Annotated in this window: 12 protein-coding genes; 5 read left to right on the top strand and 7 right to left on the bottom strand. The window is 70.5% G+C overall.

Annotated elements, in window-relative coordinates; all coding sequences use genetic code 11:
* Positions 1–114 precede the first annotated feature (114 nt).
* Complete coding sequence (locus tag OHB13_RS30345; protein WP_328379185.1) at positions 115–621, top strand: MarR family winged helix-turn-helix transcriptional regulator; 507 nt, start codon at positions 115–117, stop codon at positions 619–621.
* Positions 622–661: 40 nt separating this feature from the next.
* Here the strand turns inward: OHB13_RS30345 and OHB13_RS30340 are convergent, their stop codons facing one another.
* On the bottom strand, positions 662–1,909 hold the full coding sequence (locus OHB13_RS30340) for a cytochrome P450 family protein (protein WP_328379184.1): 1,248 nt from the start codon (positions 1,907–1,909) through the stop codon (positions 662–664).
* Positions 1,910–2,059: 150 nt separating this feature from the next.
* Here OHB13_RS30340 and OHB13_RS30335 point away from each other — a divergent pair, with 150 nt between their 5' ends.
* The 3 genes from OHB13_RS30335 (at position 2,060) to OHB13_RS30325 (ending at position 3,905) form a co-directional block, all read left to right on the top strand.
* Entirely contained in the window at positions 2,060–2,239 is a 180-nt protein-coding gene (locus OHB13_RS30335) for a hypothetical protein (RefSeq protein ID WP_266851686.1), read from the top strand.
* Positions 2,240–2,436: 197 nt separating this feature from the next.
* Positions 2,437–3,420, top strand: coding sequence for a glycosyltransferase family 2 protein (locus tag OHB13_RS30330; RefSeq protein WP_323183625.1), 984 nt, complete (start codon positions 2,437–2,439; stop codon positions 3,418–3,420).
* Positions 3,417–3,905: a GtrA family protein gene (locus OHB13_RS30325; RefSeq protein ID WP_328379183.1), complete on the top strand. Its 489-nt coding sequence runs from the start codon at positions 3,417–3,419 to the stop codon at positions 3,903–3,905. The genes OHB13_RS30330 and OHB13_RS30325 overlap by 4 nt, the downstream gene beginning before the upstream one ends.
* Here the strand turns inward: OHB13_RS30325 and OHB13_RS30320 are convergent.
* From OHB13_RS30320 to OHB13_RS30295, 6 genes are all read right to left on the bottom strand, one after another.
* Positions 3,880–5,376, bottom strand: a complete 1,497-nt coding sequence (locus OHB13_RS30320; protein WP_266851689.1) for a DUF6056 family protein — start codon at positions 5,374–5,376, stop codon at positions 3,880–3,882. The genes OHB13_RS30325 and OHB13_RS30320 overlap by 26 nt on opposite strands.
* A 153-nt stretch (positions 5,377–5,529) precedes the next feature.
* Positions 5,530–6,681, bottom strand: a complete 1,152-nt coding sequence (locus OHB13_RS30315; RefSeq protein ID WP_328379182.1) for an XdhC/CoxI family protein — start codon at positions 6,679–6,681, stop codon at positions 5,530–5,532.
* A 38-nt stretch (positions 6,682–6,719) separates the two neighbouring features.
* Positions 6,720–8,198: an NCS2 family permease gene (locus OHB13_RS30310; RefSeq protein ID WP_266851692.1), complete on the bottom strand. Its 1,479-nt coding sequence runs from the start codon at positions 8,196–8,198 to the stop codon at positions 6,720–6,722.
* A 236-nt stretch (positions 8,199–8,434) separates the two neighbouring features.
* Positions 8,435–10,819, bottom strand: a complete 2,385-nt coding sequence (locus OHB13_RS30305) for a xanthine dehydrogenase family protein molybdopterin-binding subunit (protein WP_328379181.1) — start codon at positions 10,817–10,819, stop codon at positions 8,435–8,437.
* 2 nt (positions 10,820–10,821) lie between these two features.
* Positions 10,822–11,415: a (2Fe-2S)-binding protein gene (locus OHB13_RS30300; RefSeq protein WP_328379180.1), complete on the bottom strand. Its 594-nt coding sequence runs from the start codon at positions 11,413–11,415 to the stop codon at positions 10,822–10,824.
* Positions 11,415–12,305, bottom strand: coding sequence for an FAD binding domain-containing protein (locus OHB13_RS30295; protein WP_266851698.1), 891 nt, complete (start codon positions 12,303–12,305; stop codon positions 11,415–11,417). Before OHB13_RS30295 ends, OHB13_RS30300 begins: the two co-directional genes overlap by 1 nt.
* Positions 12,306–12,591: 286 nt before the next feature.
* Between OHB13_RS30295 and OHB13_RS30290 the strand changes: the two genes are divergently transcribed.
* Positions 12,592–14,295 (top strand): PucR family transcriptional regulator, encoded by a 1,704-nt coding sequence (locus OHB13_RS30290; protein ID WP_328379179.1) that lies wholly within the window; start codon positions 12,592–12,594, stop codon positions 14,293–14,295.
* The last annotated feature ends 24 nt before the right edge of the window (positions 14,296–14,319 follow it).

Raw genomic sequence — 14,319 nt, 5'->3', positions numbered from 1 at the left:
CAGCCGCGGCGAAGGGCTGCTGGTACGTCGCACCGCGCCGCCGGTACCGGCCGCTTAGGGAGACAGCTCCAGAGAGGGCAGAATCGATCCGGACCGAGAGCGAGGAGGGTGTACATGGCCGAGGACATCGTCGCGGGGGTGATCCGGCAATGGGAGCAGGTGCTGCCCGGGCTCGACACCGACCCGATGGCGGTGATCGGACGGCTCAACCGCTGCTCCGCACTGCTGCAGCAGGCCGCCGACGCACCGCTCCGCCAGGAGGGTCTCTCCCGGCCGGAGTTCGACGTACTCGGCACACTGCGCAGGGTGGACCGGGAGCTCACGCCGGGCCGGATCGCCCGCGAGACCTTCGCTTCGGGGGCCGCGGTGACCAAGCGCGTACGGCAGCTGGAGGAGCGCGGGCTCGTCGCCCGGCGGCCGGACGACCGCGACCGCCGTGTCTCGCACCTCTCCCTCACCGAGGAGGGCCGCACGCTTCTGGACCGGCTGCTCCCCGTCCAGCTGCGGTACGAGGCAGCCCTGCTCGACGGTATCGACGCCCGGGGACGCGCCGAGCTGTCCGATGCGCTGAGCGAACTACTGGTGCTGCTCGAAGGGCGGCTGGGCGGCCCGGTGGAGTGACCGCCGCCCCGGTCCCAGCGCGGGTCCGCCTGCCGCCGGTTCAGCGGGGCGGCGCAGCCCGGTCGGGCCCGAGTCGTACGGGAAGCTCGCGCACCCCGTTCCCCACGAAGCCCGGGTGCCGGGCCAGCTCCTCTTCGGGAACGGCCAGTTCCAGTCCGGGAAAGCGCGTGAAGAGCCGTTCCAGGGCGACCGTGGCCTCCAGCCGGGCCAGCGGTGCGCCGAGGCAGAAGTGCGGGCCGTGCCCGAGGGAGATGTGGCGGGCGTCCCGGGTGATGTCGAACCGGTCGGCGTCCGGTCCGTGGACGGCCGGGTCGCGGCCTGCCGCCGAGTACCCGGCCAGCACCGGGGTGCCGCGTGGGATCACCGTGCCCGCGACGGGCAGATCGCGAGTCGGGTAGCGGAAGGGGAAGAAGCTGACCGGGCTGTCCCAGCGCAGCGTCTCCTCGACGACGTCCAGCCAGGTGGCCCGGCCCGCCATGACCAGGGCGAGCTGGTCCCGGTGGGCGCAGAGCGCCCGGACCGCGTTGGCGACGAGGTTCAGCGTGGTCTCGTGACCGGCGACGATCATCAGGAGCAGGGTGCCTATCAGCTCCGGCTCGCTCAGCCGGTCGCCGTCCTCCTCGCGGGCAGCGATCAGCGCGCTGGTGAGATCGTCGCCCGGCCGCTCACGCCGCCCCGCCGCGACGGCGGCCAGCACGGCGACCATCTCCTGGTTGGCGGCCACCACCTCATCGGGACCGATACCGGTGGAGACGACCTGGTCGGAGAGGTGGTGCAGCCGCTCCCGGTACTCCGGACCGACCCCGAGGAGCTCGCAGATGACGCCCATCGGCAGCGGCAGCGCGTACTGCCGACGGAGGTCGACCGTGCCGTCGCGGTCCGCCGCGGCCGCGACGCCGTCGAGCAGCCCCGCGGCCAGCGTCTCGATCCGCGGACGCAGCGACTCCACCCGGCGCCCGGTGAACGCCCGGCTAACCAGGGAGCGCAACCTGCGGTGGTCGGCGCCGTCGGCCGTTGTCATGGACCGTACGGTGGCGAAGGTCCGCAACGGCCAGCCCTCCTCGATCCGCCCCTCCTGGAGTGCGGTGAAGTGCTGCGACCCCTTGGCGACGTCGGGGTGCGCCAGGAACTCCCTGAGCGCCGCGTGTCCGAGGACCGCCGCCCCCTCGACCTCGCCGGGCAGGACGACCGGGACCACCGCGCCCTGGGCCAGGAGCAGCGCGTTGGCGGCGTGCGGGCAACCGCCGGACGGGTCCATCCGGTGCGGGGAGACGGGTGAGGTGGTCATCTCGGGACTCCTGGCTGGTTCGGGGCGGGTCCGGGGTACTCCGTGCCCCGGCGAGGTCGCCGGGGCACGGAGCAGCCGATCGTGCATGGTCCGGCGCTTTCCGGGCACCAGCGGCTGGACAGGAACCCGAGTTCTAAGGAACGTACGACCGTGAGCTATCCCTCCACCCCAGGTTCGCCGATATACGACCAGCTGGTCCAGGAGCAGGGCGACGTCCTCGCCGAGGCGCGGAAGCTCGCCGAGGAAGCCCTCCAGCAGGCGGACCCCGCGCAGTACTGGCAGGGCGCGCTGCCCCACCGGCGGACGTCCGGGAAGGTCCCGCAGGGCTGAGCCGTACACCGGCCCGCATCTCCGGGGCGGGTCCGACTCGCTACCGTTCGGATCCTTTTCGATCGTGATGGCCCGGTGACGCAAAGTCTGAATCGGTTTGGTCACGACAGGCAACCCTTCGCTCTCAGCACCGTTCTTCATGGGTAGCGATTTCCGGAGGGAGATCGCCGTTCGCAACAGACACGGAGTGAATGACGATGGTGCACCTTTCGGTTGTCGTACCGTGCTACAACGAAGCGGAGGTGGTCGGCGCCTTTCACACCGCGCTGGTCGCCGCACTCGAACCGACCGGGGAGACGTTCGAGATCTGCTACGTCGACGACGGCAGCGGAGACCGGACCCTGAGCGAACTCCGCCGGCTCGCAGCCGACGATTCACGAGTGCGCTACACCTCCTTCAGCCGCAACTTCGGCAAGGAGTCGGCGATGCTCGCCGGCCTGCGGATGACAGCGGGTGACGCGGCGGTCCTGATGGACGCCGACCTCCAGCATCCGCCCACGCTCCTGCCGCGCATGCTCGACCTGCACCGGCACGGTTACGACCAGGTCGTCGCCCAGCGTGACCGTACGGGCGAGGGCGCGCTGCGGTCCGCTCTCAGCCGGATGTACTACCGGCTCGTCCGGCGCTGCATGGACGTCGAAGTCATCGACGGAGCGGGCGATTTCCGGCTGCTGTCCCGGCGCGCGGTGGACAGTGTGCTGTCGCTCCCGGAGAGCAACCGCTTCTCCAAGGGGATCTTCTCCTGGATCGGTTTCGACACCGTCAGCTTCACCTACCAGAACGTCGAGCGGGCGGCCGGAGAGTCCAAGTGGGGCGGGCGCCACCTGCTCAACTACGGCATCGACGGGCTGCTCTCGTTCAACAGCAAGCCGCTGCGGCTCGCCATCCACACGGGCCTCTGCCTCTTCCTGTCGGCGCTCGTCTACGCGCTGTACATCATCGGGAACGTCGTGCTGGACGGGGTCGACACCCCCGGATACACCACGCTGATCACCGCGATCGTCGCGCTCAGCGGGGTCCAGCTCGCCACCCTCGGCGTCATCGGTGAGTACGTCGGGCGGATCTACCACGAGTCGAAGCGCAGGCCGCACTACGTGGTCAGCGAGACCGACGACCGCGCCAGGGACTTCTCGGCGCGCTCCCCGCTGGAGGCCGCGGGTCAGGTGCGGCCGACCTCATGAGCTCCGACGAAACGCGCACGTCCTCCGCACCTCCCCCGGTCCCGTCCCCGGCGCCCGCGAAGAAGGCCCGCACGCTCGGGCAGTTCGTCACGTTCGCGGCGATCGGGGTCGCCAACACCGCGGTCTACTACGCGGTGTTCGCCACGCTGAACCACTGGCTGCCGTATCTGGCGGCCCATGTGCTGGGCTGGGCCGTGGGCATCACCGTGTCGTTCCTGCTCAACTCGTACATCACCTGCCGCACCCGCCCCACCTGGCGCGCCTTCGCGCGCTACCCGCTCTCCGGCCTGGTCAATGTCGTGGGCAGCGGAATCCTGCTCTACCTGGCGGTGAGCATGCTCGGGATGAACGAGGACATCGCCGCCATCGCGGCCGGTGTCCTCGTCACTCCCCTCTCTTTCCTGCTGGCCCGCTGGGCCATCGACTCGGGCACGGCGCCCGCGCCCGGCGAGGACCCGGTCAGGGCAGCCGCTTCGCGTGGGTGACGCGGTCGACGTGGTAGTAGTCGGCGACGCAGCTGGCCGGCCAGCCGTGCGGCTTCTTGCTGAACGGCTCCAGCATCTTGGCCACATGGAGCGGCTTGTACGGCAGCACCTTCGCCCCGGCCGCCGACTCCTTCCGCATCCACTGGTCCTGGCGGTCCCACTTCTCGGCCCTGACGTGCATCTGGTGCCCGAGGGTGTGCAGCGGTACGGCCAGTGAGACGCAGACTCCGGCGCAGATGACGCCCGCCGCGGCCGTCACGGCCAGCGCCCCACGCGGGCGCTGCCGGATCGCGCGGCCCAGCAGCGCGCCGACGCCGACGAGCAGCAGGACGTAGAGCAGCAGATAGTCGTTCCAGGTCCGCTGGGTGGTCAGGACGTGCTTTCCGAACACCGGGTACGTGATGACGGTGCACAGGAAGCCGGAGACCAGGACGGCCAGCGCACCGACGCCGGTCAGCAGGAACGGACGGCACGGCAGCAGGGCCGTCGGCCTCTCCCGGCGAGCCACCAGACCGAGCACCAGTCCGGCCGCGACCGCGCCCAGGTACTGCCAGGTCGACAGGACCGTCCAGATGATGTGGGCGTAGAGGTGCAGGGAGGTGGTCAGCGAGTCGGGGGCCACCATCGAGGTCCCGGCGCCGAACTTCTGACGGCGCTCACGCGAGCCCGGTGAGGTCACCAGGAGCAGTACACCGATGACGACTCCGGCCATCGTGGCGAGCGACCAGTGGCGGGCGTAGCGCCGTGCTTCGGCGGAGAAGACCTGACCGGCGAAGAGCACGACGGCCGAGAGGACCACGAGGAGCACGACCGAGGTCTCCTCGGACAGGGTCCCGATGAAGGTGCCCGCGAACACGGTGATGACCAGGGCTGCGATCCGGGCCCGGGGGCTGCGGGCCAGCAGCGCGGGGATGACCGCGGCGAGGGCGAGCACGGGCGCCACGGTGTGCGAGACGGAGGCCGCGGGCCAGAAGAACGTCTTGTACGTGTTGGTGGTGGCGAGGAGGAAGACCACGGCGGTGACGGACGCCACGAGCAGTGGTACGCCGCGCGGCACGGTGAGCCGGCCCGCCCGGACGGCCAGGGCGATCACCGCCCAGAGCAGCCCCACCATCAGCACGCCGCTGACCAGTCCGAACCACTGGTGGCCCGGGACTCCCGGCTCGGCATAGAGGCCGACGAGCCAGCCGTTGGCGATCCGGCCGTTGTCGTGGAAGTAGAACTTGCCGGTGAGCCCGGAGATGCCGTGGTCACGTACGTACGGCAGGAAGCACCACTCGTCGGCGCTGGGGCGCACATACTGCCCGTACCAGACCGCCACGGTGAGCAGGCCGAGCGGCACCAGGGAGAGGACGAGCGCCCAGGACCTGGCCAGTTCCCGGAGCGGTCCGTCGCGCCCGGGGCCTCTCGACGTCCGGTCTCCGTCGCCCGGTTGCCTGGGGACGGTGACGCTCGATGCGTCGACGGCCATGTTCACCACTGCCTCTCGGGGTTATTGCCGGTCAGCCCCGAAGACGTGCTGCGATGCCCGCGCGTTCCATCCCGTACCCCCTCAGGACACCTAATTGCCCCGATCGGGTGAAGCCGGGCAGTGCGCGCCCGGGGGACGCACTGCCCGGGGGTGTCAGGCGACGGAGCCTATCCGGCCTGCCGGGCCCGTCGAGCCGTCGTGGTGGATGGGTGTGTGTGCGCCGGTGAGCGGGACACCGGTGCCGCCCCGCCGGTGGGCGACGATCTCCGCACCGATGGACAGGGCGGTCTCCTCGGGGGTCCTGGCGCCGAGGTCCAGGCCGATGGGCGAGCGGAGGCGGTTCAGTTCCATCTCGGTGACGCCGACCTCGCGGAGCCGGGTGTTCCGGTCGAGGTGGGTACGGCGTGAGCCCATCGCGCCCACATAGGCGACCGGCAGGGTGAGAGCCAGTTTCAGCAGCGGCACGTCGAACTTCGCGTCGTGCGTGAGGACGCAGAGCACGGTCCTGCTGTCGACCTCGGTGGACTCCAGATAGCGGTGCGGCCAGTCGACGACGATCTCGTCGGCGTCCGGGAAGCGGGTGGCGGTCGCGAAGACCGGGCGTGCGTCGCAGACGGTGACCCGGTAGCCGAGCAGTTTGCCCACGCTGACCAGGGCCGACGCGAAATCGATCGCACCGAAGACGATCATCCGGGGCGGCGGCACGCTCGACTCGACCAGCAGCGTCAGCGGGCGCCCGCAGAGGGAGCCGTCCTCGCCGATCGTGATGGTCTCGGTACGGCCCGCGTCCAGCATGGCCAGCGCCTGGGAGACGGCGGTGCGGTCCAGCTCCCGTTGGCCGCCCAGCGTTCCTTCGTACGATCCGTCGGTGTGGACCAGCACGGCGCGGCCCAGCAGATCGTCGGGGCCTTCGGTGATCCGGGCCACGGCTGCCGACGTGCCGGCGGCGGCGGCGGCCAGCGCGGCCACGTACGTCTGGCGCGACGGTGCGCCGGCCCGGAGCGGGGTGATCAGTATGTCGATGACTCCGCCGCAGGTCAGGCCTACGGCGAAGGCATCCTCGTCGCTGTAGCCGAAGCGTTCGACGACGCTGCGGCCGGTTTCCAGGGCTTCCTGGCAGAGTTCGTAGACCGCCCCCTCCACACAGCCGCCGGAGACCGACCCGATCGCGGTGCCCTCGGTGTCCACCGCGAGTGCGGCTCCGGGGCGGCGCGGTGCGCTTCCGCCGACCGCCACCACGGTGGCGACGGCGAATTCGCGTCCCTGCTCGACCCACCGGTTCAGTTCTTCGGCGATGTCCAGCATGTCGGTCTCCTCACGGATATGTGAAAGGGGGCGGGCGACTAACTGACGCCCAGCCAGCTCTCAATGGGATGGAGTGCGAAGTAGGCCAGGAACACTGCGGTGAGTACCCACATCAGCCAGCCGATCTCCCGGAACTTGCCCTGGACGGCCTTGATGAGGACGTGGGAGATGACGCCGGCCGCGATGCCCACGGTGATGGAGTAGGCGAACGGCATCAGAACGGTGGTCAGGAACACCGGGATGGAGGTGGCCTGGTCGTTCCAGTCGATGTGCTTGGCGTTGGTCAGCATCATCGAGCCGATGACGACCAGCGCGGCGGACGCGACCTGGGTGGGGATGAGCTGGGCGAGCGGGGTGAAGACCAGGCAGAGCGCGAAGCCGAGGCCGGTGACGACGCTGGCGAGGCCGGTGCGCGCACCGTCCCCGACGCCCGCGGTGGACTCGACGAAGACCGTCTGGCCGGACGCCCCGGCGAGACCCCCGACGATGCCGCCGGCGCCGTCGATGGTCAGGGCCTTGTTGAGGCCCGGCATCTTCCCGTCCTTGTCGACGAGGTTGGCCTGCTGGCCGACACCGATGATCGTGCCGATCGCGTCGAAGAACCCGGCGAGCACCAGGGTGAAGACGATGACACCGACGGTGATGCCGCCGACGTGACCGATACCGCTGAACGAGACACTGCCGAAGAGACCGAAGTCCGGCGCGCTGACGGGCGAGCCGTGGAGCGCAGGGGCGTTGAGTCCCCAGTCCTTCTGACTGAGCCCGGCGACCTGGTTGACGATCGCGGCGAAGACGGTGCCGCCGACGATGCCGATCAGGATCGCGCCGGGGACCTTGCGGACCTGGAGTGCGAAGATCAGCAGGAGGGTGACGGCGAAGCAGACCACCGGCCACCCGGTGAGCATGTCACTGGTGCCCAGCTGGAGCGGCTTGGCTCCGGAGACGCCGCCGGGGCCCTTCATCCCGGTGACGAAGCCTGCCTGGACCAGGCCGATGAGGCAGACGAAGAGGCCGATTCCCATGGTGATGGCGTGCTTCAGCGCCAGTGGGATGGCGTTCATGATGAGTTCGCGCAAGCCGGTGACGACCAGCAGCACGATGATGGCGCCGTAGATGATGCACATCGCGAACGCGTTGCCCCAGGTCATCTCCGGGGCGACCTGGTACGCCATGACCGCGGAGACGCCGAGCCCCGCCGCGAGGGCCAGCGGCACGTTGCCGATGAAGCCCATCACCAGGGTGGTGACGGCCGCGGCGAGCGCGGTGGCGGTGGTGATCTGGCCGCCGTTGAGATGGTGGCCGGTGACATCGGCGCCGGAGAGGATCACCGGGTTCAGGAGGATGATGTACGCCATCGCCATGAAGGTGGTGATGCCGCCGCGCACCTCCGTCGCGACCGTCGATCCTCTCTTTGTTATGTGAAAGTACCGGTCCAGCCAGGACCTGCCGGCCGGCTGGCGCGTGCCCGCGCCGGCGTCTTCCGGCACGGTGTCTGGCTCAAGGGACTGCTGGGTCATGGTGCCTACTCCCAAGGTTCAAAGGGGCACCCGCCTGGAGATTGGAGACGCGGGATTTGGGATGCTGCGTGGGCTGCACGACCCGGGGGACGGCCCGAGACGAAGGGGGTACTGCTCTGTGGGGACTGTGGGGGCAAGGACCGCGAGCGGGGCGGTACTGGTAACTCCGGGCGGCGCGCGCTGGGAAGTGTGACGTTCCTAGGAGGCACAGCGCCGCCCGGAGAGCTTGGGGCCGGTCAGGTGGCCGTGAGGTGCTCCGGCCTGATCGGTGTCCGGTTCAGTTCGAGTCCGGTCGCATTGCGGATCGCCGCGAGGACCGCCGGGGTGGAGGACAGCGTCGGAGCCTCGCCGATACCGCGCAGACCGTACGGGGCGTGCTCGTCGGCGAGTTCGAGTACGTCGACGGGGATCGTCGGGGTGTCGAGGATCGTCGGGATCAGGTAGTCCGTGAAGGAGGGGTTGCGCACCTTCGCGGTCTTCGGGTCGACGATGATCTCCTCCATCACCGCGACGCCCAGGCCCTGGGTCGTACCGCCCTGGATCTGGCCGACGACGGAGAGCGGGTTGAGCGCCTTGCCGACGTCCTGGGCCACCGCGAGTTCGATGACCTTGACCAGGCCGAGCTCGGTGTCCACCTCGACGACCGCGCGGTGGGCGGCGAACGAGTACTGGACGTGCCCGTCGCCCTGGCCGGTCACCAGGTCGAAGGCGACCGTGGGACGGTGGCGCCACTCCAGTTCCAGGTCCACCGCCTCGTCCTCCAGCACGTCGACCAGGTCCGCCAGGACCTCGCCGCCGTCGGTGACGACCTTGCCGCCCTCCAGGAGGAGTTCGGCCGTCGCCCAGGCCGGGTGGTACGTGCCGAGCTTGGCCCGGCCGATCTCCAGGACCTTCTCGCGGACGGCCTCCGCGGTGTTCTTCACCGCGCCGCCGGTCATGTACGTCTGCCGGGAGGCGGATGTCGAACCAGCCGAGCCGACCTGGGTGTCGGCCGGGTGGATGGTCACCTGGTTGACGCCGAGTTCGGTGCGGACGATCTGCGCGTGGACGGTGACGCCGCCCTGGCCGACCTCGGCCATCGCGGTGTGCACGGTCGCGACGGGCTCGCCGTTGATGATCTCCATCCGCACCCGGGCGGTGGAGTAGTCGTCGAAGCCCTCGGAGAAGCCGACGTTCTTGAGGCCGACCGCGTAGCCCACACCGCGTACGACGCCCTCGCCGTGCGTGGTGTTGGAGAGGCCGCCGGGCAGGGCGCGGACGTCCGCGTCCTCGCCGGCCGAGAGCCACTGCTGCTCGGGCGGCAGCGGACGCGACTTGACCAGGCGCAGCAGTTCGGCGACGGGCGCCGGCGAGTCACAGGCCTGGCCGGTCGGCAGCAGCGTGCCCTGCTCCATGGCGTTGAGCTGGCGGAACTCCACCGGATCCATGTCCAGCTTCGCCGCGAGCTTGTCCATCTGCGCCTCGTACGCGAAGCACGCCTGGACCGCGCCGAAGCCGCGCATGGCGCCGCAGGGCGGGTTGTTGGTGTAGAGCGCGAGGGCCTCGATGTCGACGTCCTCGATGACGTACGGGCCCACGGCGAGCGAGGAGGCGTTGCCGACGACCGCCGGGGAAGCGGACGCGTAGGCGCCGCCGTCCAGCACGATCCGGCACTTCATGTGGGTGAGCTTGCCGTCCTTGGTGGCGCCGTGCTCGTAGTGGAGCTTCGCCGGGTGGCGGTGGACGTGGCCGAAGAAGGACTCGAACCGGTTGTAGACGATCTTGACCGGCTTCCCGGTGCGGAGCGCCAGCAGGCAGGCGTGGATCTGCATCGACAGGTCCTCGCGGCCGCCGAACGCGCCGCCGACGCCGGAGAGCGTCATCCGGACCTTCTCCTCGGGCAGGCCGAGGACCGGCGCGATCTGCCGGAGGTCGGAGTGCAGCCACTGGGTGGCGACGTACAGGTCGACACCGCCGTCCTCGGTGGGCACGGCGAGGCCGGACTCCGGGCCGAGGAACGCCTGGTCCTGCATACCGAAGTAGTAGTCGCCGGTGACGATGACGTCGGCGCGCTTCGCGGCCTCGTCGGCGTCACCGCGGAAGATCGGCTGGCGGTGCACGATGTTCGGGTGCGGGACGTGGCCGATGTGGTGGTCGTCGCGGCCCTCGTGGATGAGCAGCGCGTCCGGCCCGGTCGCCGACGCCTCGTCGGTGATGACGGGCAGCTCGACGTACTCGATCTTGATCTTGGCCGCGGCCCGGCGCGCGGTCTCCGGGTGGTCGGCGGCGACGAGTGCCACCGGCTCGCCGTGGTGGCGGACCTTTCCATGGGCGAGAACCGGGGTGTCCTGGATCTCCAGGCCGTAGTTCTTCACCTCGGTGGGCAGGTCGTCGTACGTGAGCACGGAGTAGACGCCGGACGTCGCGAGCGCCTCGGAGATGTCGATCGACTTGATCTCGGCGTGCGCGGTGGTGGAGCGGAGGGTGAAGCCCCAGAGCATGTCCTCGTGCCACATGTCGGACGAGTAGGCGAACTCGCCGGTGACCTTGAGGGTGCCGTCGGGGCGGAGCGTGGACTCGCCGATGCCGCCCTTGGTCTTCGAGCCCTGCTTGATGTTGGTGGGTGAACCAGTGACGCCCATGATCAGACCGTCTCTTCCTGGCGAGCGGCCGCGAGGCGGACCGCGTCGAGGATCTTCTCGTAACCGGTGCAGCGGCAGAGGTTGCCGGAGAGCGCCTCACGGATGTCCGCGTCGGACGGTGAGTCGTTCTGCTCCAGCAGTTCGTCGGCGGCGACCAGCAGACCCGGGGTGCAGAAACCGCACTGCACGGCGCCGGCGTCGATGAACGCCTGCTGGATCGGGGAGAGGTCACCGGCCTCGCCGGAACGGCCGTCGGTCGGCTTGGACTGCCAGCGCTTGGCGGCGTCCAGGCTGGTGCCGCAGCCCGACGAGGAGCAGCCGGTGCCGGGGTGGGCGCCGTCGCGGTGCTTGGAGTAGTCCGCCAGGCCCTCGACCGTGACGATCTCGCGGCCCTCGGCCTGCCCGGCGGCGACCAGGCAGGAGCAGACCGGGACGCCGTCGAGGCGCACCGTGCAGGAGCCGCATTCGCCCTGCTCGCAGGCGTTCTTGGAGCCGGGCAGGCCCATGCGCTCGCGGAGCACGTAGAGCAGGCTCTCGCCCTCCCAGACGTCGTCGGCCTCCTGCGGACGGCCGTTGACCGTGAAGTTCACGCGCATTATGCGACTCCCTCTGTGCTGCGGCCGTTGCCGCGGTACGACTCCCAGGTCCAGCCGAGCGTGCGGCGGGCCATGATGCCGACGGCGTGACGGCGGTAGTTGGCCGTGCCGCGGACGTCGTCGATCGGGTTCGCGGCGCCGGAGACCAGCTGGGCGAACTGCTTGGCGATCGACGGGGTGATGATCTTTCCGCTCTCCCAGAAGCCGCCCTCGTCGAGCGCCGCGTTCAGGAAGTCCTCGGCCGCCTTCGCCCGGATCGGGGTCGGGGCGGCCGAGCCGATGCCGGTGCGGACCGTGCGGGTCTCGGGGTGCAGCGCGATACCGAAGGCGCACACCGCGATGACCATCGCGTTGCGGGTGCCGACCTTGGAGTACTGCTGCGGGCCGTCGGCCTTCTTGAGGTGGACCGACTTGATGAGCTCGTCGGGTGCGAGCGCGTTGCGCTTCACACCGGTGTAGAAGTCGTCGATGGGGATCAGCCGGGAGCCGCGCACCGATTCGGCCTCGACCTGGCAGCCGGCGGCGAGCAGCGCCGGGTGGGCGTCACCGGCGGGCGACGCCGTGCCGAGGTTGCCGCCGACACCGCCGCGGTTACGGATCTGCGGAGAGGCCACGGTGTGCGATGCGAGCGCGAGACCGGGCAGCTCCGTGCGCAGATGCTGCATGATCTTGGCGTACGGGACGGACGCGCCCAGCTGGACGGTCTCCTCGCCGACATGCCACTCGCTGAGGAGGCCGATCCGGTTCAGATCCAGGAGGTACTGGGGCCGGCGGTGGTCGAAGTTGATCTCCACCATGATGTCGGTGCCACCGGCGATCGGCACAGCCGTGGGGTGCTCGGCCTTGGCGGCGAGCGCCTCCTCCCAGCTGGCGGGGCGAAGGAAGTCCATGTAGCGGCTCTCTTCTTCTCATTCGGGGTTGTTCGCTGGGGCCCGGGACGGCCGGCCCTCGACTGGACGTTCATCTGCTGTTAACGCTTGACGGCACAAGTACACAAGCCGGGCCGCGCGGGGTGCAGTCACCGAAACCATGAAGGAGTTGGCTGGTGTCCTTGGTCGTCTTGTATGTTCGAACGAAAGACGGGGTTCAGTTACCTCTTGGCTTTCCTCTGGAAACGACTAGTTCCGCCGACCGGCTGTACCGGGACGGCGGACGATACGGATCGGCGGCGACGAGATGCGGCTGCGCGCACTGCTGGACACGGACGCGCTGGGCCTGCGCCTGCTCGGTGGTGAGGACGAGCTGGACCGCACGGTCCGGGGCGTGATGACGACGGATCTGCGTGATCCGAGCCGGTACCTCACCGGGGGTGAACTGGTCCTGACGGGGCTCGCCTGGCGGCGCTCCGCCGAGGACTCCGAGCCGTTCGTACGGATCCTGGCGAGCGCCGGGGTGGTGGGGCTCGCGGCGGGCGAGGCGGAGCTGGGGGACATCCCCGACGACCTGGTGGAGGCCTGTGTGCGCCACCGGCTGCCGATCTTCGCGGTGGAGGAGTCGGTCGCCTTCGCCGTCGTCACCGAGTACGTGGTGCGGCAGGTATCGGGCGAGCGGGCCGGGGACCTGGCCGCCGTCGTGGACCGGCACCGCAGGCTGATGACGTCGGGCCCGGCGGGCGGCGGCCCCGACGTGGTGCTCGACCTGCTGACCACCGACCTGGATCTGCACGCGTGGGTGCTCTCCCCCACCGGCCGGCAGATCGCCGGGGCGGGCGACCCGCTGCCGGAAGGGACCGGCGCCGTGCTGGCGGCCGGGCACCTCGCCGCGACCCGGACCGGGCGCCGGGGACCGCACCGGGTGACGGTGCACTCCACCTCGTACTCGCTGTTCCCGGTGCGGGGCGGCGGGCGCGGCGCGGCCTCCGGCCTCCGCGATGTGCGCGAGACGGTGCTCTCCGACTGGCTGCTCGCCGTCGAGGCGGACGCGAGTGACTGGCCGGCCGCCCGGCTGGATCTGCTCCAGGGTGTGACCCAGCTGATCGCCGTCGAGCGCGACCGGCGCGATGCGGCCCGTACCGTACGGCGCAGGCTCGCCCAGGAAGTTCTCGAACTGGTCCAGACGGGTGCGCCGCCCGCCGAGATCGCCGCCAGGCTGCGGGTGGCTGCGCCGGTGCTGATGCCCGGGATCGGGGCGGCTCCGCGCTGGCAGGTGGTCGTCGCCCGGGTCGACTGGGACCAGCAGGACGGACCGGTCATCGACGCGGGCCCGGTGGCCCAGTCCCTGCTTGAGGAGATCCTGGTCGAGCAGGCGCTGCCGGGCGGCTCGGGCCCCGGTTCGTCCGACCGGATCGCGGTGGCCCACACGGGTGACGAGGCCATCGCGCTCGTGCCCCTGCCGCCGCTCGCGCCGGACGCCGGGGACGACGAGGCGGACCGGACGCCGGACACCGGGCTGCACGCGGACGAGCTGCTCACCTCCGTACGCGAACCGCTCACGGCCGGGCTCGCCGACGACGGGCGGCTGACGCTCGGGGTCTCCGCATCCGTGCACTCGGCCGAGGGGCTGCGCGGCGCCCTGGAGGAGGCCAGGCACGCCCGGCGGGTGGCCGCGGCCCGGCCGGGCCGGGTCTGCGCCGCGGGCCACCACGAACTGGCCTCGCACGTGCTGCTGCTGCCGTTCGTCCCCGATGACGTACGGCGGGCGTTCACCGCCCGGCTGCTCGACCCGCTGCGGGACTACGACAGGCGGCACCGGGCGGAGCTGATCCCGACCCTGGAAGCCTTCCTGGACTGCGACGGTTCATGGACCCGGTGCGCGACCCGGCTGCATCTGCATGTCAACACGCTGCGCTACCGCGTCGGCCGGATCGAGCAGTTGACGGGACGTGACCTCTCGCGCCTGGAGGACAAGCTCGATTTCTTCCTGGCCCTGCGGATGAGCTGACGCGCGGGCCCTGCGGGGGGCCCA

Origin of the sequence: Streptomyces sp. NBC_00440, assembly GCF_036014215.1 — a bacterium.
Taxonomy (GTDB): domain Bacteria; phylum Actinomycetota; class Actinomycetes; order Streptomycetales; family Streptomycetaceae; genus Streptomyces.
This window is presented reverse-complemented; position numbering and strand designations above follow the sequence as displayed.